Consider the following 21096-nt stretch of genomic DNA (forward strand, 5'->3'; position numbering starts at 1 on the left):
GGTGCAGGGGGACGCTATCTCCCGAACTCGCTGGCCAGCAATGCTGTCACCGCGATGACTTCACAGATTTACGGCGATCGGGGTTGAACCGGTTCCCGGACGGCGCCGTGACGTTGGACAAGAGGCCGAGCACAGAGCGAGCCCCCTGTCGGATCACGCCGGGGGCCACTAACATCGCCGCCCGGTTCACGTGATCCAGCTCACCCCTGTTACAACCCGCACTGCGAGGAGACTCCGTGGCCACCGACGCACCGCCCCCTTCGAAGACCGAACACCGGCTCCCGTCCACCGAGGAGTTCGCCAGGGTGCAGGAGAGCGCGGAGTTCGGTGAACTGCGCCGCTCCTACCGTTCCTTCGCCTTCCCGCTGACCGTCGCCTTCATCACCTGGTACCTGCTGTACGTCCTGCTCTCCAACTACGCGGGCGACTTCATGGGCACCAAGCTGTTCGGCAACATCAACGTCGCGTTCGTGTTCGGTATCGCCCAGTTCGTCACCACGTTCCTCATCGCCTGGTGGTACGCGCGGCACGCAGGCGCCAAGCTCGACCCCAAGGCCGAGGCCATCAAGACCCGTATGGAGGGCGGCGCATGAGCCCCGCGATGACCCAGGTCCAGCTCGCGGCCAACGAGGCCAGCGAGCACCGGCCGCTGATCATTTCCCTGTTCGCCGCGTTCGTGATCGCGACGCTCTTCATCACCGTCTGGGCGGGCCGGCAGACCAAGGACGCCGCCGACTTCTACGCGGGCGGCCGGTCCTTCAGCGCCTTCCAGAACGGCCTCGCCGTCTCCGGCGACTACATGTCCGCCGCGTCCTTCCTCGGCATCGCGGGCGCCATCGCCCTCTTCGGCTACGACGGCTTCCTGTACTCCATCGGCTTCCTGGTCGCCTGGCTGGTCGCCCTGCTCCTGGTGGCCGAGCCGCTCAGGAACTCCGGCCGCTACACGATGGGTGACGTCCTCGCGTACCGCATGCGCCAGCGCCCGGTGCGCACGGCGGCCGGTACGTCCACCATCGTCGTGTCGATCTTCTACCTGCTCGCCCAGATGGCCGGTGCCGGCGTCCTGGTCTCGCTGCTGCTCGGCATCACCTCTGATGCGGGCAAGATCCTCATCGTCGCCCTCGTCGGCGTGCTGATGATCGTGTACGTCTCCATCGGTGGCATGAAGGGCACCACCTGGGTCCAGATGGTCAAGGCCGTGCTGCTGATCGGCGGCACCATCCTGATCACCTTCCTGGTGCTGCTGAAGTTCAACTTCAACATCTCCGACCTGCTCGGCAAGGCCGCCGAGAACAGCGGCAAGGGCGCCGCCTTCCTGGAGCCCGGCCTCCAGTACGGCGCGACCGGCACCTCCAAGCTGGACTTCATCTCCCTCGGCATCGCCCTGGTCCTCGGCACCGCCGGCCTGCCGCACATCCTGATCCGCTTCTACACGGTGCCCAACGCCAAGGCCGCCCGTAAGTCCGTGAACTGGGCGATCGGCATCATCGGTGGCTTCTACCTGATGACCATCGCCCTCGGCTTCGGCGCCGCCGCGCTCATCTCCCAGGACGAGATCATCGCGTCCAACCCGTCCGGCAACACGGCGGCCCCGCTGCTCGCCCTGCACCTGGGCGGCGTCGACTCGGCCTGGGGCGCGATCCTGCTCGCCACGATCTCGGCGGTCGCCTTCGCGACGATCCTCGCCGTGGTCGCCGGTCTGACCCTGGCCTCGTCCTCGTCGTTCGCCCACGACATCTACGCGAACGTCATCAAGAAGGGCCAGGCCACCGAGAAGCAGGAGGTCAGGGCCGCCCGCCTCGCCACGATCGGCATCGGCGCCGTCTCCATCCTCCTCGGCGCCCTCGCCCGCGACCTCAACGTCGCCGGCCTGGTCGCCCTGGCCTTCGCGGTCGCGGCCTCGGCCAACCTGCCGACGATCCTCTACAGCCTGTTCTGGAAGAAGTTCACCACCCAGGGCGCGCTGTGGTCGATCTACGGCGGTCTCATCGTCGCCGTCGGCCTGGTGCTGTTCTCGCCCGTCGTCTCCGGCGACCCCAAGGCGATGTTCCCCGACGTGGACTTCGCCTGGTTCCCGCTGAAGAACCCGGGCATCATCTCCATCCCGTTCGGCTTCTTCATGGGCTGGCTCGGCACGGTCCTGTCCAAGGAAGAGGCGGACAAGGCCAAGTACGCGGAGCTGGAGGTCCGGTCCCTGACCGGCACCGGCGCCCACTGATCGCACCAACCGGCGGCGCGGCCGTGTCGTAGCTCTCTACGACACGGCCGCGTCTTACCTGGTGGATCGGGACTGGTGTTGTTGTCGGTGTCGTCACGTAGGCTCGCTGGTGACGGAAAAACGCGCGATCCGCTATGTGGGAGGGGGCCACGTGCTCATCGACACCTTCGGCCGGGTGGCCACCGACCTAAGGGTCTCGCTCACCGACCGCTGCAACCTCCGGTGCACTTACTGCATGCCCGAGGAGGGCCTGCAGTGGCTGGCCAAGCCCGACCTGCTCACCGACGACGAGATCGTCCGCCTGATCGACATCGCGGTGCGCACCCTGGGCATCACGGAAGTCCGCTTCACCGGCGGCGAGCCCCTGCTGCGCCCCGGCCTCGTCGGCATCGTCGAGCGCGTCGCGGCCCTCGAGCCCCGGCCCCAGATGTCGCTGACCACCAACGGCATCGGCCTCAAGCGCACCGCCCCCGCCCTGAAGGCCGCCGGCCTGGACCGGGTCAACGTCTCCCTGGACACCCTGCGCCCCGACGTCTTCAAGACCCTCACCCGCCGCGACCGCCACAAGGACGTCATCGAGGGCCTGTACGCGGCCCGTGAGGCCGGCCTCACCCCGGTCAAGGTCAACTCGGTCCTGATGCCGGGGCTCAACGAGGACGAGGCCCCCGACCTGCTGGCCTGGGCCGTCGAGCACGACTACGAACTGCGGTTCATCGAGCAGATGCCCCTGGACGCCCAGCACGGCTGGAAGCGCGAGGGCATGATCACGGCAGGCGACATCCTGACCTCCCTGCGCACCCGCTTCGAGCTGACCGCCGAGGGGGACGAGGCCCGCGGCTCCGCCCCGGCCGAGCGCTGGCTGGTCGACGGCGGCCCGCACCGCGTGGGCGTGATCGCCTCCGTCACCCGCCCGTTCTGCTCGGCCTGCGACCGCACCCGCCTCACGGCCGACGGCCAGGTCCGCACCTGCCTCTTCGCCACCGAGGAGACCGACCTCCGAGCGGCCCTGCGCTCCGGCGCCCCCGACGAGGAGATCGCCCGCATCTGGCGCCTGGCGATGTGGGGCAAGAAGGCGGGCGCGGGCCTGGACGACCCGACGTTCGTCCAGCCGGACCGCCCGATGTCGGCCATCGGAGGCTGACGCCGGGCACACCGGTCAGGCCCCTTCGGGGGCCTCCCACTCCTCGAACCTGACCACGTCCTTCAGGAATCCCCGCACGCCCAGGAACTGCGACAGGTGCTCCCGGTGCTCCTCGCAGGCGAGCCAGGTCTTACGCCGCTCCGGCGTGTGAATCTTGGGATTGTTCCAGGCCAGCACCCACACCGCGGCGGCGCGGCAGCCCTTGGCGGAACAGATGGGGGAGGTCTCGTCACTCACGCTTCGTCTCACAACCGCACAGAGAAACCGCACAGAACACACAGAAAACACAGAAAAAACGACGCCGAGCAGCCACGGGGGGAGCTGCCCGGCGTCGGTCCATCGCTCCGACGGGGGATGCGGAGCGCGTACGCAGTATGTCACGGGTAACCGGTTGCCGGGCACCGGAACTACAGGATTGATCTGAGCTTTTCCTGAGCTTCAACCGGACCCGGTACGGGGATCAGTCCCGCGACTCGCCCGCCGGCCTAGCTCCGGGATCGTTCACCGCGTCCTCCGCACCGGCTTCCGCCCGCGGCGGCGCGATCATCGGCGGCGGCGCCACCGAGACGAACGTCGAGGGCAGCGACGGCGCGTTCTCCCGCCCCGCGTTCGCGATCACCACCGCGATATAGGGCAGCACCGCGCCGAGCACCAGCGCCACGACCGCGACATGCCGTTCAACGTTCCAGAGCACCGCGGCCAGGATCACCGAGACCGTACGGACGCTCATCGAGATGACGTACCGGCGCTGCCGCCCGCGGACGTCGTCCTGGAGGCTCTGCCGGGCTCCGGTGATCCGGAACACCTGGGCATGGCCGCCGTCCCCTAGCTTCCGCATCACATTCCACCATCCGCCCGCAATCGGACTCTCCCCGGCCCGTCCCAACGTCCGCCGCACCGGTCGGACGTCCGGCCCGGACAGGTCCACGTTACGCCGCGCCTGCGCCGCCTACGAGACCGGGTCACCCTCCTGCCTGCGCGAACGTCCTCGCCCGTCCCGCGTACGGCCGCACCCGACATGCGCCGTACGGCGTACGGGCCGAAACTGGGCGTACTGCTCACGTCGAGCCGAACGAGGAGGCAACCATGGGCTGGTTGTGGGCGATCATCGTGGGATTCGTGCTGGGGCTGCTCGCCAAGGCGATCATCCCGGGCAAGCAGCACAGTCCCCTCTGGCTGGTCACCATCTTCGGCATGCTCGGCGCCATCGCGGGCAACGCCATAGCGCGAGGCTTCGGCGTCGACGAGACCCCGGGCATCGACTGGGCCCGACACGCCTTCCAGCTCGTGGCCGCCATCATCATCGTGGCGTTCGGCGACATGCTGTACATGGCGACCCTGGGCAAGCGCAGGCGCCGGGTGTGAGCGCCCCGTAAGGGGCGCGGGGAACTGCGCGAGAAACCACGAAGATAGCCGCGGCCCGCAGACAACCCGCACCCCTACGGCGCTTCCCGCGGAGCGCTTACGCGCCCAGAACCTCCACCGCAGCAAGATTCTTCTTGCCACGCCGCAGCACGAGCCACCGCCCGTGCAGCAGATCCTCCTTCGCCGGCACGGCGTCCTCCGCGGCGACCTTCACGTTGTTCACGTAGGCACCGCCCTCCTTCACCGTGCGCCGCGCGGCGGACTTGCTGGCCACCAGGCCGACCTCGGCGAACAGGTCGACGGCCGGACCCAGCTCGGCGACCTGGACGTGCGGCACCTCGGAGAGCGCCGCGGCCAGCGTCCGCTCGTCCAGGTCGCTCAGCTCGCCCTGGCCGAAGAGCGCCTTGGACGCGGCGATCACCGCGGCCGTCTGGTCGGCGCCGTGCACCAGCGTGGTCAGCTCCTCGGCGAGCGCGCGCTGCGCGGCACGGGCCTGCGGCCGCTCCTCGGTCTGCTTCTCCAGCTCCTCGAGTTCCTCGCGGGACTTGAAGGAGAGGATGCGCAGGTAGCGGGAGATGTCGCGGTCGTCCACGTTCAGCCAGAACTGGTAGAACGCGTACGGTGTGGTCATCTCCGGGTCGAGCCAGACGGCGCCGCCCTCGGTCTTGCCGAACTTGGTGCCGTCCGCCTTGGTCATCAGCGGCGTCGCCAGCGCGTGCACGTTGGCGTGCGGCTCCAGCTTGTGGATCAGGTCCAGACCGGCCGTGAGATTGCCCCATTGGTCGCTGCCGCCCTGCTGGAGCGTGCAGCCGTAGCGGCGGTAGAGCTGGAGGAAGTCCATGCCCTGGAGGATCTGGTAGCTGAACTCCGTGTAGCTGATGCCCTCGGAGGACTCCAGGCGGCGGGCGACCGAGTCCTTGGTCAGCATCTTGTTGACGCGGAAGTGCTTGCCGATGTCCCGCAGGAACTCGATCGCGGACAGGCCCGCGGTCCAGTCGAGGTTGTTGACCATCACGGCCGCGTTCTCGCCCTCGAAGGACAGGAACGGCTCGATCTGGGCGCGGAGCTTGCCGACCCAGCCGGCGACCGTCTCCGGGTCGTTCAGCGTGCGCTCGGCGGTCGGGCGGGGGTCGCCGATCAGGCCCGTCGCGCCACCCACCAGCGCCAGCGGCCGGTGCCCGGCCTGCTGGAGCCGGCGCACGGTGAGCACCTGCACCAGGTGCCCCACGTGCAGGGACGGCGCGGTCGGGTCGAAACCGCAATAGAACGTGACGGGACCGTCCGCGAGCGCCTTGCGCAAAGCGTCCTCGTCAGTGGACAGGGCGAACAGCCCGCGCCACTTCAGCTCGTCGACGATGTCCGTCACGGTCGTATGTCTCCTTGAACGGTGAAAAGGGCTCCCCCCAGTCTATGGGGGGCCGCCGAAGTCTATGGGGGGCCACCGACAGCTCAGACGCCCTGGCTGACAGAGCTCATATTGAAGTCGGGCACCCGCAGCGCCGGCATCGCGGCCCTGGTGAACCAGTCGCTCCACTCGCGCGGCAGCGTCTTCTCCGTGCGCCCGGCCTCCGTGACCCGGCCCAGCAGGCCCACCGGCGACTCGTTGAACCGGAAGTTGTTCACCTCGCCGGTCACCTCGCCGTTCTCGATCAGGTACACCCCGTCCCTGGTCAGGCCGGTGAGCAGCAGCGTCGCCGGGTCGACCTCGCGGATGTACCACAGGCAGGTCAGCAGCAGCCCGCGCTCGGTGCTCGCCACCATCTCGTCCAGAGAGCGGTCGTCGCCGCCGTCCAGGATCAGGTTGTCGATGCCCGGCGCCACCGGCAGCCCGGTGAGGTCCGCGCTGTGCCGGCTGGTGATCAGGTGCTTCAGCTGGCCCTGGCCGATCCACTCGGTGGCTGTGAGCGGCAGCCCGTTGTCGAACACCGACGAGTCACCGCCGGAGGAGTGCGCCAGCACGAACGGCGCGGCCTCCAGACCCGGCTCGTGCGGGTCGCTGCGCAGGGTCAGCGGCAGCTCGCTGAGCTTCTCGCCGAGCCGGGTGCCGCCGCCGGGCTTGGAGAACACTGTGCGGCCCTCGCTCGCGTCCCGGCCCGACGACGACCACATCTGGTAGATCAGCAGGTCCGCGACCGCGGTCGGCGGCAGCAGCGTCTCGTAGCGGCCCGCGGGCAGCTCGATCCGGCGCTCGGCCCAGCCCAGGCGTACGGCCAGCTCCGCGTCGAGCGCCGCCGGGTCGACGTCCGTGAAGTCCCGGGTGGAGCGTCCGGCCCAGGCGGAGCGGGTGCGGTCCGGGGACTTGGCGTTCAGCTCCAGCGTCCCGTTGGGCTGGTCGTGGCGCAGCCGCAGCCCCGTGGACGTACCGAGATAGCTGCTGGTCAGCTCGTGGTTGGCGAAGCCGTACAGCTCCCGGCCGCCCGCCCGCGCACGGGCGAACGCCTCGCCCAGAGCGGGCGCGAAGTCGGCGAACACGGCCGAGGAGGTCTCCGCGGGCGCGTCCGTGAAGTCGGGGGAGGCGGGCACGTCCGTGACCAGGGGCCGCGCGTCCTCGGCGGGCTCGGCGCCGCGCGCTGCGGCCTCCGCGGCGCGCACCAGCGGCTCCAGCTCGTCCGCGGTCACGGCGGACCGGGACACCACGCCGGTCGCCGTGCCCTCCTTGCCGTCGACGGTCGCGATCACGGTGAGCGTGCGCCCGCGCGTGACGCCGTTGGTGGTGAGCGCGTTGCCCGCCCAGCGCAGGTTGGCGGTGGAATGCTCGTCGGCGATCACGACACAGCCGTCGGCCTCCGACAGCTCCAGGGCCCGCTCGACGATCTCGTGCGGCTTGTTGGTGGGGGCGCTCATCGACCGGCCTCCTGGGTGGTGTTAAGGATGTTCACGCCGCGGAAGAGGGCGGACGGGCAGCCGTGGGAGACGGCGGCGACCTGGCCCGGCTGGGCCTTGCCGCAGTTGAAGGCGCCGCCCAGGACATAGGTCTGCGGACCGCCGACGGCGGCCATCGACCCCCAGAAGTCGGTGGTCGTCGCCTGGTAGGCGACGTCCCGCAGCTGTCCGGTGAGCCGCCCGTTCTCGATCTTGAAGAACCGCTGACCGGTGAACTGGAAGTTGTAGCGCTGCATGTCGATGGACCACGACCGGTCCCCGACGACGTAGATGCCCCGGTCGACGCCGCCGATGAGATCCTCGGTCGACATCCCGGCGGGATCCGGCCGGAGCGAGACGTTCGCCATCCGCTGCACCGGCACATGCCCGGGGGAGTCGGCGAAGGCACACCCGTTGGACCGCTCGAACCCGGTGAGCTTCGCGATCCGCCGGTCCAGCTGATAGCCCACCAGCGTGCCGTCCTTCACCAGGTCCCAGGACTGCGCCTCGACGCCCTCGTCGTCGTAGCCGATGGTCGCCAGGCCGTGCTCGGCGGTGCGGTCACCGGTGACGTTCATCAGCTCCGAGCCGTACTTCAGCTTGCCGAGCTGGTCGAAGGTGGCGAACGAGGTGCCGGCGTACGCCGCCTCGTAGCCGAGCGTGCGGTCCAGCTCGGTGGCGTGCCCGATGGACTCGTGGATGGTCAGCCACAGATTGGAGGGATCGACGACGATGTCGTACAGCCCCGGCTCCACGCTCGGCGCGCGCATCTTCTGGGCCAGCAGCTCGGGGATCTCGGCCAGCTCGGTGTCCCAGTCCCAGCCGGTGCCGGTCAGATACTCCCAGCCGCGGCCGACCGGCGGCGCGAGGGTGCGCATGGAGTCGAACTCGCCGCTCGACTCGTCCACCGACACGGCGGTGAGCTGCGGATGCAGCCGCACCCGCTGCTGGGTGGTCACGGTCCCGGCCGTGTCGGCGTAGAACTTGTTCTCGTGCACGGTGAGCAGCGAGGCGTCGACATGATCCACGCCGTCCGCCGCCAGCAGCCGCCGGCTCCACTCCGCCAGCAGCCCCGCCTTCTCCTCGTCGGGCACGGTGAACGGATCGATCTCGTACGACGAGATCCACGTCCTGTCGGCGTGCACCGGCTCGTCCGCCAGCTCCACCCGCTCGTCCGACCCCGCGGCCTTGATCACCTGCGCGGAGAGCTTCGCCATCGCCACGGCCTGGCTCGCCACCTTGGCGGCCGCGTCCATGGTCAGATCCACGCCGGACGCGAACCCCCACGTCCCGCCGTGCACCACCCGCACCGCGTATCCCAGATCGGTGGTGTCCGACGCCCCGGACGGCTTGCCGTCCCGCAGCCGCCAGGACGCGCTGCGCACCCGCTCGAACCGGAAGTCCGCGTGCTCCGCACCGAGGGCACGGGCCCGGGCGAGGGCGGCGTCGGCGAGGGCGCGTAGCGGAAGTGCCAGAAAGGACTGATCGATTTCATGGGGCACGGGTGGGCATCCCTTCGGGCTCGCCTGCGAAGACCGTTCCAGGCAGTGAATCATGTCCCGCCGCGGCGAGCCGCTGAAAATCCGGTCCCCCGCGCCCGTGCCTCCGGGCCTTTTGCGGGCATCGGGGGGTCATTGTCAGCGGCAAGTGTCAGTATCTCTCCATGCAGGGTTGGGGGCGGGAGTTCCGTGCGTGGCTGCTGTCGCTCGATGAGCGAAGCATGCGGGGGTTGTTGACGCAGCATCAGTGCTTGCGCCGCAAGCGGTGTGTGCACCGACGGCGCGTCAAGGAGGGCGGAGACGCCCAGGTGGCATCGCGCCGCGAAGCACAGTCCGTGCGCGTGTGGTTGACCACCACGACGGAGCCGGTGCTGCACGGGGTGGCCGCGTGCGGCGTTTCCTGGGCGTCCCGCGCGCTCATCGGTGCCTACGGTTTCCCACGGGACGTCGTGGAGGATCCCTCCGCGCCCGACCTCGTCACGATGCTCGAGGTGCTGGACCCGGCACTGGCTCGCTGCGCGCTGTACGGGCTGCTGGCCCCTGAGGCCCAGGGTCAGCTGCCCGCGGCGGAGGTGGCCATGGCGCACCTGGCCCGGTGCGGGGCCGCGGCCGATCGCGAACCGCCGCCCGACGCCCGGGAGATCGGTCCGAGGCTCTCGCGAACGTCGATGCGGCGGCGGAGGGCGCTCGGGAAGGCGGGGGAAACAGCGGTGCGATACGAGGGCTCGGAGAGGACGGACGTGAACGGCAGCCGAAACGAGGAGAGCCGGGAGGCGACGACGGCCGCCGCGCCCACAGCGCATCTCGACGCGGGAGCAGGGGCCGACACCGTCCGCCGTGCCCTGTCCGGCCTGCGTTCCTCCGGCGGGGAACTGGCCGACGCCCTGGAGCGGTCCGCCGTCGCCCTGCGGGACGGCAGGGTGCCCGAGGCGAGGGAGCGGCTCACCGACCTCCTCGCCGCGTGGGTCCACGAGCGCGCCCTTCTCGCGGAGACGCTCTCCGAGCAGGGGGGCGACTGGCCTTCCGACGCCGGGTATGCCGAGTTGGAGGCGGAACTCGAACGCCTCGACCGGGTCAGGGAGGCCCTGGCCCAGAGGGACAAGCTGCGGCGGCGCGCCACCCAGTACGAGCAGTTGATCGCGGGCGCGGAGGCCGAGGCGGAGGCCGAGGGGCTGCGCATGGCCCTGGACGGCATCCGCGGTCAGATGACGGCGCTCGAGGCCGCTCTGCGGGGCAGCCTGCCGGAGCCGCCTGCACAGTCGGAGTCGGAGCAGTCGTCCACCGTCGCCCCGGACTCGGCCTCGGAATCGGGGGCGCAGCCGACCGTGGAGCCGGAGCCGGAGGACAAGTCGGAGCCGGAGCCGGAAGACGAGCCGGAGGTCATCCCGTCGCCGGGGCCCGTCGAGTCTGCCTCGGAATCGACGTCGCAGCCGCAGCAGACCGTGCAGCCGCAGCCGACCGTGCAGCCGCAGCCGGAGGAGAAGCCGGGGCCGGAGGAGAAGCCGGAGCCGGAGCAGCGGGCGGAGCCGGAAAACGAGCCGCAGGTCATCCCGGCGCCAGGACCCCTCGAGTCCGCGCCCGACCCCGCGCCCGCGCCCACGGAGTCTGTCCCGCAGCCGCAGCCGCAGCCGCAGCCGCAGCCGCAGCCCCAATGGGAGCCACAGTCACCCGCCGAAGCATCACCCGCCGAAGCCTCGCCCGTCGCCACCGCGCAGCCCGCGACGCCGAGGACCGAGCAGGACCGCGACACGGCCCTCACCGCTCCCACCCCCGCCTCCGACGGCCACCCGGCCTCCGCCCCACTCCCCGCGGACGACACGACCTCGCCCTGGACTGCTGTCGACGGCCCCTCTCCTGTGGCGCGACTCGTGGCCCGCGGAGACCTGCCGCAGGCGTACTGGATGTCGGCGGCGTCGGACGACCATCCCCACCGCGCCAAGGCGCTCTCCTTCCTCGCGGCCGCCTTTTCCTGCACCGACGTGGACGGGGCCACCCAGGTGCAGATGGCGCACGACATCACGTCCCTCGACCTCGTCGAGGACCGGGACGCGCACCTCGTGGCCCTGGCCGCGGCGATGCGCTCCGGCCTCACGGCCGGCTGGCCGCATGCCCTCGTCAGCGACTTCACCATGCCGTCCGGCCTCTCCCAGCCCTGGCAGCACCTGCTGATGGCGCTGAACGAGGCGGTGCGCGAATGCCGCATCTTCGTGCCCGGCTCGGTGGAGGAGCCCACCGAGCCGGAACACCACCTCACGGTCGACGACATCGAGGAATCCGCGCGGGTCCTCCTGGAGGACCTCCCGCGCCGGAAGATCAAGTACCAGCGTGCGTCCCGGGCCCTGCAGTACCTGACCGGCCCCTCGGGCCAACTGCACCAGGCCCTGCGCGCGGTGCTGGACTGGGCCACCGGTACGGGCGACGCCTCGGCGCTCAAGGCCTTCGGCGAGAACCTCAGACGCGGTGAGTACGTCGACCGGCTCATCGAGGACGCCGACAGCCGCTTCCGCACCCCCAAGCAGGCCAGGGAAGCCATCCACTCCGGCGCGCTGCGCCAGCTGCACGCGACCATCAGGTCGGTGGGGGAGCTGGTGGCGAAGGCCGAGGCGATGGCCGCGGCCGCGCAGGCCAAGGACACCGCCGCCGGCTCCAACGCCCCCCGGTGGGAGGCACTGGTGGCGGAGCTGGCGTCCTACGACGAGCCGTCGGGAGTCGGCGGCGCCGCACTCGGCCTGCTGCGCGGATGGCTGGCCGCCGAATCCACAGGCCACTCGGCGACGACGATCGACGCCGACGGTGCCATCGTCCCGTCGGACGACTGCCTGCTGTTCCTGCCGGAGCTGCCGCGCGACGCCGACGGCCGCCCCGACTTCGACGACCCGCGCACGGCTCCCGCCCTGGCCGGCCTGCTGACCCCGGAGTCCGCCGAGTCGGCGCTGGCGGAGTACGTGGCGCGCGGCGATCTGCATCTGGCCCGCGCCCTGGTGCGGGTGGTCGGTGACACCGTCGCCGCGGACCCCGCCGCCCAGGCGGCGTGGCTGGAGGACGCGGTCCGGCGCTGCCGGGAGGCCGAGAAGGAATGGCGCCGGAAGATCGCCGAGCACCATCGCCTGGCCGCCTCCCACCTGGCGCAGATCAGAACGCTCAACCTGATGCCCTCCGACACGGAGCGCGAGTTCACCGGCCGCCTGCAGGAGTTCGCGGACGGCGACGAGGCGGGGCGCTACCGGTACGCGCTGAGCGCCCTGCGCGACCTCGTCGCCGAACTGACAGACTGGGTCGCGGAATCGACCAAGCGCCTGCGCGAGCGGCTCGACGCGCTGAAACTCGACCCGGAGCGCCCGCTCTCCGACCCCGACCACGACCGCATCCTGCGGCTGATCGACGAGGGGGACACGGTCACCGCGCAGGAGTTCCTCGCGCTCGCGGAGAGCGGTCAGCGGCTGCCGGAGCGACCGGACGACGAGGGCGCCGAACTCCGCGAGTTCCTGGCCGGTCTGACCGGCCCCGGCGCCCCCTCTCCCGGCGGCGACGGCGTGCCGGCCGGCTGGTGGGTCGACCGTTACGGCTCCGGCGAGAAGGTCACCGCCAACGCCGAGCAGGGCATCGCCTCCTGGAAGGCCCTGTGCACCAAGAAGGGGCGCAACAGCGACTGGAGCCAGCACGTCACGCGCGTGCTGCGGCTGCTCGGCCTGAAGCCCCTGGGGCACTTCCAGGCCGAGCCGATGGGACAGGGCGTGCGCCGCTTCAAGGGACGGGCGAGCGTCATCGAAGCGCCCGGGTACGTCGCCGCGCTCGGGTCCCGCGCCACGTCGTACACCGTGCTGCTCATCTGGGAGGAACAGCGCGCCGACGGCCCCCTCGCCCACCTCGACGACTCCGACGTCGACGCCAACCTCGTGCTCTACCTGCACCCCCTCGGCCTGGAGGGGCGGCGGGCCCTCGCCGAGGCCTCGCGGCGCAAGGCCCAGCAGGCGCTGGTGGTCGACCCGGCGGTGGCCGGCTGGATGGCCGCCCGCGCGCCCGGCGCCTTCCGTGCGCTGCAGCGCGTCACGCTGCCCTGGACGTCGTACGACCCCTACACCCCGTTCGTCGCAGGCGCCGTGCCGCCGGAAGTCTTCTACGGCCGTGACCAGGAGCTGCGGGAGGTGATGAACCCGGACGGCGGTCTCTTCCTCTACGGCGGCCGCCAGCTCGGCAAGTCCGCGCTGCTGCGCCGGGTGGCCGAACTGTTCCCGCGCCGCTCCGACGCCAACGTCGCCGTGTACCTGGACCTGGTGAAGGCCGAGATCGGCCAGGCGGAGTCCCCCGAGCGGATCTGGAAACTGCTGGCCGACGACCTGAAGCGGCAGCGGGTCATCGACCCGAAGAAGGTGTCCGACCAGGCCCAGCCCGAGCACGTGGCCAACGCCATCCGCGGCTGGCTGGACGCGGACGACTCCCGCCGGATGCTGATCCTCGCCGACGAGGCGGACGCGTTCCTCACCGCCGACTCCCGCCGGGTCTTCCGGTCCGGAGGAGAGTCCACGTTCCAGAACGTCAAGCGCTTCCAGCACCTCATGGAGCAGACGGACCGCCGTCTCAAGGTGGTCTTCGCGGGCCTCCACCAGGTGCAGCGCTTCGGCGAACTGTCCAATGTCTCCACCGCGCACGGCGGCCCCGACGTCCTGGTCGGACCGCTGAACCCGACCGCGGCCGTGCGGCTGGTCACCGAGCCCATGGCGGCCCTGGGCTTCGTCTTCGAGCGGCCGGAGCTGGTCTGGCGCATCCTCGCCATCACCAACTACCAGGCCAACCTGGTGCAGATCTTCTGCAGCGAACTCGTCCGCACCCTCCAGGGCCGCTCCCAGCGCGGCCATGTCCGCCCCACGCCGATCACCGAGTCGGACGTCCAGGAGGTCGCGGCCTCGGAGACCGTGCGCACCCGCCTGGCCGAGCGGCTGCGTTTCACCATCAACCTGGAGGACCGCTACCGCGTCCTGACCCTGGTCATCGCCCTGCGCAGTCTCGAGGACGGCTACCGCGGCGACTACTCCGCCGAGGAACTGCTGCAGTGGGCGAGGGAGGCCTGGGAGGAGGGCTTCCAGGAACTCGGCGTCAAGCAGGTCCAGATCTACCTCAGGGAAATGGTCGGCCTCGGCCTGCTGGTGCAGCTCGGCGACCGCTCCCGGTTCGCGGTACGCAGCCCCAACGTCGTCAACATGCTGGGCACCCGCGACGAGCTGCTGCTGGAACTCCGGGAGACCGAGTTCAGCCAGCCCTACGAGTACGACCCGCGCGCGGCGCGCCGCCTCCTCGGCCGCTACATGGGCAGCGACCCGAACCGCTACGTGACCCGCTACAGCCCCCTCACCGAGGGCCAGCTGCACGAGGCCGCGCAGCCGGGCGTCACGGTGATCGGCACCACCAGGCTGCACCGCCCGGAACTGATGATCACGGCGACCGAGCGCTTCGCCGAGGCGCGCGGCGTGGAGGTCCGCAGGGTGAGCGCCCAGGACGACCTGCGCGCGGTCCTCACCGACGCCTCCCGGCTGCGCAGGAACTACGTCCTCGCCGTCGACCTGCGCGGCATCGAGGCCGACGCGCTGCTGGACGCCGTACGGCTGTGTGTGGAGCACGCGGGGCCGGCCGCCGACGCCCTCGTCCACCAGGCCGAGGGACGCAAACGCTCGAACCACCGCTCGGTGTTCGTCGTGGCCGACGCGCTCACCGTGGGCGCCGTGCAGGAGCCGAAGGACGTGGAACCTCTGCCCGTCCGGTTCCTGCGTCCGGAGCGTTGGTCGGTGGAGAGCCTGCGGGCGTGGCCGGAGTGTCCCTTCGTGTCCAAGGCCGACCGCACCCGGCTGATCCAGGTCACCGGCGGCTGGGCCACCTGGGTCGAGCCCGCCATCGCCGAGGTCACCGTCAACGGCGCGACGCTCGACAGCGCCCTGGACAAGATAGGCCGGGCCATCCGGCTGCCGGACAACCTCGACCGCCACTGTGAGGCGGCCGGCCTGGAGATCCGGGACCTCGATCTGCTCGCCCTGTGGAACGGCTACGTCAGTGAGGGGCAGGGCGTCCCCATCGACCAGGTCGCCGAGGCCGTGGAACTGCCCGAGCCGGAGACCGAGACCTGGCTCGCCCGGCTGGACCGGCTGGGGCTCGTCGACGCCGTGCCCGACGGCATCGCGGTCGACCCGGTGACGTTCCGCGCCGTGCGCGCGCGTGCGGGGGAGTGAGCGGGTGCGGCTGACGGGGGAGGAGCTGGTCGGATTTCCCGGAGTGCGCGGCCAGATCGAGCGCGTCGCGGCCGATCTGGCCGCCGGCCGGAACTGTGTGTGGCTGCTGCCGGACGACCTGGTCGTCGCCGGGCACGCCGAGGAACTGCACCGCGCGGTGCTGATCCGCGCGCCCGAACACATCCAGTTGCCCGAGCCCGGGGCCGTGCAGGCGGAACTCGTGCCCCCGGAGCCCGCCCCGCACCCGTACGTCACCGCTGACGTCCCGCTGCTCGACGGCTTCGACGACGGCTTCGACATCGGCTGGGACCTTCCGGGACCCCGGCGGGAGATGCCGCCCGCACCCGTCGGCGGCGGGCCGTCCGAGCTGGTGACCCGGCTCGCGAAGGAGCTCTCCGTCGACCCGGAGCGCGCGGTCGACGAGCTGACCGACCCCGCCGCTCACTGGCGGCCCGTCATCGGCGTACGCGCCTGGACCGAGCCCGACACCCGGCACGGAGAGCGCGGGCACGACATCGCCCGCCTCGTGCGCGCCCTGGACGCGGCGGTCAAGGACGTCGGCCTGCTCCCGGAGCAGCGCCCCAGGGTGATGATCACCGGGCGGCTGCGCGACCTGCCGCCGCAGCTCCCCGACGAACTGGAGCTCGACCTGGCGACGACCTCGGTGCACTGGTGGTGGGGCACCGTGGGCCGGCTCGACAGCGCCACACTTCTCCACGGACTCGGCGCACCCGACCGCCACCGGACCGCCATGGGCGGCACCGTCCTTCGCACCCGTGTGCTCAGGGCGCTGCGCGCGGAAGTGGTGAGCGAGCTGTGCGGCCCGGACCTCGTTCTCGCCGCGGAGCTGTTCCGCTGCTGGGACGGCAGCGACCGTAGCCTGGACGACTGCCTGCGCGCCTGCCTGGCGACCCGGACGCCCGCCTCCGGTGCCGACTGCCCACCGGTGCCCAGCGGGGCGGGCCTGCGGCACAAACCGCCCTCGGTACTCCGCGAGGCGTGGGCGCGCGGCTCCGTCCAGGCGTGGGAGGGCAGACCCAGGCTCCACCCCGCCCTCTGGCACACCGACGGCGGCGAGGGGCGCCCCGACCAGCTCAGCATCCTGGTCAGCCAGGCTCAGGCCCGTGTGCTGATGCCGTGGATCGAGGAGGCGCGGCGACGGCTCGCCGAGCTGGCGCTGGCCCACGCGAACCGGCCGGTCCGCGAACTGGTGGAGCTCTACGTGCGCAACCGCCTCCAGGATCACACCACCCGCCCGGAGCGGACCTTTCTCTGCGCGGAGGCATCCGAACTGGAGCGCGCCTGCCTCAGGGGCCACATATCCCTTCCGATCGACGAGCGGCTGCTGCTGGCGACCGTGGTCAAGGCCCGCAACACGCTGTCCCACCGCAAGGTCCTGGAGGACGACCACCTCGACGAGCTCTGTGCCAAGCTGACGGCCGCCGACCTCAGGTGGGGGCACGACACCTAGTCACCCGGCTCGCACGGCGCGGTCGAGGATGCCGTGAACTGTAGAAACCCCACAGCGAGTCCCCCATGCCACTGTCGGTGCCCGAATGTCCCACCCCGGGAGCCGACCGATAGGTTTTCGGTGAAGCCGCCTGTCATCGCCGCCTGTCGTCCAGGTGCCCGGGCGGGGGAATCCAGACCGCTATGGAAAGGGTGATCCGTTGAGCCGCTCGGTTCTCGTCACCGGAGGCAACCGGGGCATCGGCCTCGCCATCGCCCGCGCTTTCGCCGACGCCGGCGACAAGGTCGCGATCACATACCGCTCGGGGGAGCCGCCCGCTGCCCTGAAGGAACTGGGCTGCCTCGCGGTCAAGTGCGACATCACCGACCCCGAGCAGGTGGAGCAGGCCTACAAGGAGATCGAGGCCGAGCACGGCCCGGTCGAGGTGCTGGTGGCCAACGCCGGCATCACCAAGGACCAGCTTCTGATGCGGATGTCCGAGGAGGACTTCACCTCGGTCATCGACACCAACCTCACCGGCGCCTTCCGGGTCGTCAAGCGCGCCAACCGCGGCATGCTGCGCGCCAAGAAGGGCCGCGTCGTCCTCATCTCGTCGGTCGTCGGCCTCCTCGGCTCCGCGGGCCAGGCGAACTATGCCGCCTCCAAGGCCGCCCTGGTCGGCTTCGCGCGCTCCCTCGCCCGTGAGCTGGGCTCGCGCAACATCACCTTCAACGTCGTCGCGCCCGGTTTCGTCGACACCGACATGACCAAGGCGCTCACCGACGAGCAGCGCGACAACATCGTGTCGCAGGTGCCGCTCGGCCGGTACGCGCAGCCGGAGGAGATCGCCGCGACGGTGCGGTTCCTCGCCTCGGACGACGCCTCGTACATCACTGGAGCCGTCATCCCCGTTGACGGCGGACTGGGAATGGGTCACTGATCACCATGAGCGGAATTCTCGAGGGCAAGCGCGTCCTGATCACCGGTGTGCTGATGGAGTCCTCCATCGCCTTCCACGCCGCCAAGCTGGCCCAGGAGCAGGGCGCCGAGATCATCCTGACCGCGTTCCCGCGGCCCACGCTGACCGAGCGCGTCGCCAAGCGGCTGCCCAAGCCCACCAAGGTCATCGAGCTCGACGTCACCAACGACGAGCACCTGGGCCGCCTGGAGGAGGTCGTCGGCCAGGAGCTGGGCGGCCTCGACGGCATCGTCCACTCCATCGGCTTCGCCCCGCAGGACGCGCTCGGCGGCAACTTCCTGAACACCCCGTTCGAGTCGGTCGCCACCGCCATGCACGTCTCGGCGTTCTCGCTGAAGTCGCTGACCATGGCCTGCCTGCCGCTGATGCAGAACGGCGGCTCCGTCGTCGGCCTCACCTTCGACGCCCAGTACGCCTGGCCGCAGTACGACTGGATGGGCCCGGCCAAGGCCGCCCTGGAGGCCACCAACCGCTACATGGCGCGTGACCTGGGCAAGCAGAACATCCGCTGCAACCTCATCTCGGCCGGCCCGATCGGCTCCATGGCCGCCAAGTCCATCCCGGGCTTCAGCGAGCTGGCCTCGGTGTGGGACAGCCGTTCCCCGCTGGAGTGGGACCTGAAGGACCCGGAGCCGGCGGGCCGCGGTGTCGTCGCCCTGCTGAGCGACTGGTTCCCGAAGACCACGGGCGAGATCATCCACGTCGACGGTGGTCTGCACGCCATCGGCGCCTGACCCTCCCGGCGGTTTTCCGTACGCCGCCGACGCCCCGTTCCCCGCACCGCGCGGGGAGCGGGGCGTCCCCCGTTCGGCCTAGTCGGCCGGGCGGAGCGCCGGGGCAACTGGGCACTCTGGATTACGCGTTCACCACACGCGTCCCTCCCCAGCACGGCCGAGGAGGTCCCCCTTGTGCGCCTGTTCCGCAGCCTGGCCTCAGTGACCGTAGCCGTAGCCCTGGTGCTGTCCCTGCCGTACGACGCGATGCCCCACGCGCGCGTGGAGGTACGCGATCCCGATGCCCCGAAGCTGTTCGGCGCCGAATGCCGCACCCGTGTCCGCGGCTCCGAGGTGACGGCCCACTGCCACAATCCCTATGTCGACACCGATCGCGTGCGGCTGCACATCGAGTGCGCCCGCTGGTGGGACCTGGACACCGACAGCGCCCCGGTCGACACCGAACCCGCGATGACCGTACGGCTGACCGGCCGGTGCTGGAAGGAGGTCCGCGCGGTGTGGGTCAGCCACCAGAACCAGGGGAGCTGAACCGGCCCGGGCGGCACAGCAGGAACGGATAGCTCGCCGCCTCCGCCGCGGCCGTCTCCGCGTCTCCCGCGCGGATGGCGTCCACCAGCCGCGTGTGGTCCATGTACGTCTCCGGGGTCAGCTCCTCGCCCACGTCCTCGCGCAGCCAGTCCCGCAGCACCTCGCCCAGGTCCGCGTACATCGCGGTCATGACGTCGTTGTGGGAGGCGGCGACCACCGCCAGGTGAAAGGTCGCGTCGGCGGTCACGAAGAGCTCCGTGTCCCCCGTCTCCCAGGCCTCCTCGCGCCGCACCAGGAGCGCGTCCAGCTGCTTGAGGTCCTTCTCGGTGCGCCGCTCGGCGGCCAGCTTCGCGGCGGCCGACTCCAGGGTGGAGCGCAGCTCGGCGATGTGCCGCGGGTCGGCGCCCGCGAAACGGCGGTGCATCACGCCCGCCAGCTCGCTGGTCGCCACGACGTAGGTGCCGGAGCCCTGGCGGATGTCCAGCAGGCCGTTGTGCGCCAGCGCCCGGACCGCCTCACGGACCGTGTTGCGGGCGACCCCGAGCTGTTCGACCAGCTCCGGCTCGGTCGGGATACGGGAGCCGACCGGCCATTCGCCCGAGGTGATCTGGTTGCGCAGCTCGGCGATGACCTGCTCGGACAGCGCCGAACGACGGGGGTGGCTCAAGGGCATGGCACACCTTCGCACGGGACGGGCGGCAGCGGACGCCGGGGGAATGGACAACCAATCATCCCATGATTCTATGATGGACCGCATGGCAAGCGAGGAGACTCAGACGAGGAAGCACCCGGACGTACGCGATCCGGCGGCAGGCGGCACCGACGAGGCGACGCGCGGGAGCACCCCGCGCGCCTGGGCCATCCGCCTGGTCGTCGTCGGCATCATGCTGTCCGCCGTCAACCTCCGCCCCGCCATCACCAGCCTCGGCGCCCTCCTGGAGGAGGTCCGCGACGGCCTCGGCATGAGCGGCAGCGTCGCCGGACTGCTCACCTCCGTGCCGCCGCTCTGCTTCGCCGTCTTCGGCGTCATGGCACCCCGCCTGGCCCGCCGCTTCGGGCCCGCCGCGGTGGTGTGCGCCGGTATGGCCGCCATCGCCGCCGGCCTGATCATCCGGCCGTACACCGGCGGTACGCCCGGCTTCCTGGCCGCCACCGCGCTCGCGCTGATGGGCATCGCGGTCAGCAACGTCCTGATGCCGGTCATCGTCAAGCGCTGGTTCCCGGACCGGGTCGGCTCCATGACCGGCGCGTACTCCATGGCCCTCGCCCTCGGCACCTCGACCGCCGCCGCCGTGACCGTGCCGGTGACCGACGCGCTGGGCGGCGACTGGCGGTCCGGGCTCGCCGTGTGGGCCGCGCTCGCGGCGGCGGCCGTCCTGCCGTGGCTGCCGGTCCTGCGGGACCGGGGCGCGTCCTCCGGTGCCGGGCAGGCCGACTCCGGGGCCGCCCAGGGCGAGGCGCAGGCGCCCGCGCTGCGGATCACCCGCAGCCGTACCGCGTGGGCGCTCGCCGTGTTCTTCGGGCTCCAGGCCACCGCCGCCTACATCACGATGGGCTGGATGGCGCAGATCTTCCGCGACGCCGGCGTTCCCGCCGGCACGGCCGGTCTGCTGCTGGCCGTGACGATGGTGATGGGCGTGCCGCTGGCCTTCGTCATCCCGCGCCTGGCCACCCGGCTGCCCCACCAGGGGCCCATCGTGCTCGCGCTCGGCGTCTGCGGCCTCGCCGGATACGCCGGTCTGTACGTCGCCCCGGCCGGCGGCGCCTGGGCCTGGGCCCTGCTGCTCGGCGTCTCCAACTGCTCCTTCCCGCTGGCCCTGACCATGGTCGGGATGCGCGCGCGGTCCGGTCCGGGCGTGGCCCAGCTGTCCGCCTTCGCGCAGAGCACCGGCTATCTGATCTCCATCCCCGGCCCGCTCCTGGTGGGCGTGCTCTACCAGCACGGCGGCGGCTGGGGGCTGCCCATCGCGCTGATGGTGGCCCTGATGATCCCGCAGATGGCGGTGGGCTGGCTGGCGGGCCGCGACCGCACGGTGGAGGACGAGGCGGCCGCGCGCTGACCCGACCCCGACCCCGGTGGCGCGGGCGCTGACCCGACCCCG

16 protein-coding genes are annotated in these 21096 nt (G+C 71.2%); 10 read left to right on the forward strand and 6 right to left on the reverse strand.

The genetic code is table 11. From position 1 onward, the window contains the following. The first annotated feature begins 236 nt into the window (after positions 1-236). The 3 genes from ACZ42A_RS34105 to moaA all read left to right on the forward strand — a co-directional run bounded on the left by ACZ42A_RS34105 (position 237) and on the right by moaA (position 3359). The gene (locus ACZ42A_RS34105) at positions 237-593 is read left to right on the forward strand and encodes a DUF485 domain-containing protein (RefSeq protein WP_468531185.1); all 357 of its coding nucleotides are present in this window, start codon (positions 237-239) and stop codon (positions 591-593) included. Next, complete coding sequence (locus ACZ42A_RS34110; RefSeq protein ID WP_468531186.1) at positions 590-2218, forward strand: solute symporter family protein; 1629 nt, start codon at positions 590-592, stop codon at positions 2216-2218. Before ACZ42A_RS34105 ends, ACZ42A_RS34110 begins: the two co-directional genes overlap by 4 nt. A 151-nt stretch (positions 2219-2369) precedes the next feature. Then, a complete protein-coding gene (gene moaA / locus ACZ42A_RS34115; protein ID WP_468531187.1) occupies positions 2370-3359 on the forward strand; it encodes a GTP 3',8-cyclase MoaA in 990 nt (329 codons plus the stop codon). 15 nt (positions 3360-3374) lie between these two features. Here moaA and ACZ42A_RS34120 read toward each other — a convergent pair whose 3' ends face one another. Continuing rightward, positions 3375-3596 carry a hypothetical protein gene (locus tag ACZ42A_RS34120; protein WP_468531188.1) on the reverse strand — a complete coding sequence of 74 codons (222 nt, stop codon included), beginning with the start codon at positions 3594-3596 and terminating at the stop codon, positions 3375-3377. 223 nt (positions 3597-3819) lie between these two features. Next, positions 3820-4197, reverse strand: coding sequence for a DUF3099 domain-containing protein (locus ACZ42A_RS34125; protein WP_468531189.1), 378 nt, complete (start codon positions 4195-4197; stop codon positions 3820-3822). Between the two features lie 248 nt (positions 4198-4445). Here ACZ42A_RS34125 and ACZ42A_RS34130 point away from each other — a divergent pair, with 248 nt between their 5' ends. Beyond that, positions 4446-4724, forward strand: coding sequence for a GlsB/YeaQ/YmgE family stress response membrane protein (locus ACZ42A_RS34130; RefSeq protein ID WP_468531190.1), 279 nt, complete (start codon positions 4446-4448; stop codon positions 4722-4724). A gap of 97 nt (positions 4725-4821) precedes the next feature. Here the strand turns inward: ACZ42A_RS34130 and tyrS are convergent, their stop codons facing one another. The 3 genes from tyrS to ACZ42A_RS34145 all read right to left on the reverse strand — a co-directional run bounded on the left by tyrS (position 4822) and on the right by ACZ42A_RS34145 (position 9088). Then, positions 4822-6090 (reverse strand): tyrosine--tRNA ligase, encoded by a 1269-nt coding sequence (gene tyrS / locus ACZ42A_RS34135; protein WP_468531191.1) that lies wholly within the window; start codon positions 6088-6090, stop codon positions 4822-4824. Positions 6091-6173: 83 nt separating this feature from the next. Next, entirely contained in the window at positions 6174-7568 is a 1395-nt protein-coding gene (locus tag ACZ42A_RS34140; protein ID WP_468531192.1) for a metallopeptidase TldD-related protein, read from the reverse strand. Continuing rightward, a complete protein-coding gene (locus ACZ42A_RS34145; RefSeq protein WP_468531193.1) occupies positions 7565-9088 on the reverse strand; it encodes a TldD/PmbA family protein in 1524 nt (507 codons plus the stop codon). Before ACZ42A_RS34145 ends, ACZ42A_RS34140 begins: the two co-directional genes overlap by 4 nt. A 338-nt stretch (positions 9089-9426) precedes the next feature. Between ACZ42A_RS34145 and ACZ42A_RS34150 the strand changes: the two genes are divergently transcribed. The 5 genes from ACZ42A_RS34150 to ACZ42A_RS34170 all read left to right on the forward strand — a co-directional run bounded on the left by ACZ42A_RS34150 (position 9427) and on the right by ACZ42A_RS34170 (position 18994). Beyond that, positions 9427-15303 carry a hypothetical protein gene (locus ACZ42A_RS34150; protein WP_468531194.1) on the forward strand — a complete coding sequence of 1959 codons (5877 nt, stop codon included), beginning with the start codon at positions 9427-9429 and terminating at the stop codon, positions 15301-15303. A gap of 4 nt (positions 15304-15307) precedes the next feature. After that, positions 15308-16774 (forward strand): hypothetical protein, encoded by a 1467-nt coding sequence (locus ACZ42A_RS34155; protein ID WP_468531195.1) that lies wholly within the window; start codon positions 15308-15310, stop codon positions 16772-16774. 199 nt (positions 16775-16973) lie between these two features. Beyond that, the gene (gene fabG, locus ACZ42A_RS34160; protein ID WP_468531196.1) at positions 16974-17693 is read left to right on the forward strand and encodes a 3-oxoacyl-[acyl-carrier-protein] reductase; all 720 of its coding nucleotides are present in this window, start codon (positions 16974-16976) and stop codon (positions 17691-17693) included. A 5-nt stretch (positions 17694-17698) separates the two neighbouring features. Beyond that, the gene (gene fabI, locus ACZ42A_RS34165; protein WP_468531197.1) at positions 17699-18466 is read left to right on the forward strand and encodes an enoyl-ACP reductase FabI; all 768 of its coding nucleotides are present in this window, start codon (positions 17699-17701) and stop codon (positions 18464-18466) included. 174 nt (positions 18467-18640) lie between these two features. Further along, on the forward strand, positions 18641-18994 hold the full coding sequence (locus ACZ42A_RS34170) for a hypothetical protein (protein ID WP_468531198.1): 354 nt from the start codon (positions 18641-18643) through the stop codon (positions 18992-18994). Here the strand turns inward: ACZ42A_RS34170 and ACZ42A_RS34175 are convergent. Further along, a complete protein-coding gene (locus tag ACZ42A_RS34175; protein ID WP_468531199.1) occupies positions 18969-19667 on the reverse strand; it encodes a FadR/GntR family transcriptional regulator in 699 nt (232 codons plus the stop codon). The genes ACZ42A_RS34170 and ACZ42A_RS34175 overlap by 26 nt on opposite strands. Positions 19668-19740: 73 nt before the next feature. Between ACZ42A_RS34175 and ACZ42A_RS34180 the strand changes: the two genes are divergently transcribed. Then, positions 19741-21054 carry a CynX/NimT family MFS transporter gene (locus ACZ42A_RS34180; protein WP_468531200.1) on the forward strand — a complete coding sequence of 438 codons (1314 nt, stop codon included), beginning with the start codon at positions 19741-19743 and terminating at the stop codon, positions 21052-21054. Positions 21055-21096: the final 42 nt, after the last annotated feature.

It is taken from the genome of Streptomyces sp. NPDC030838, assembly GCF_055572035.1.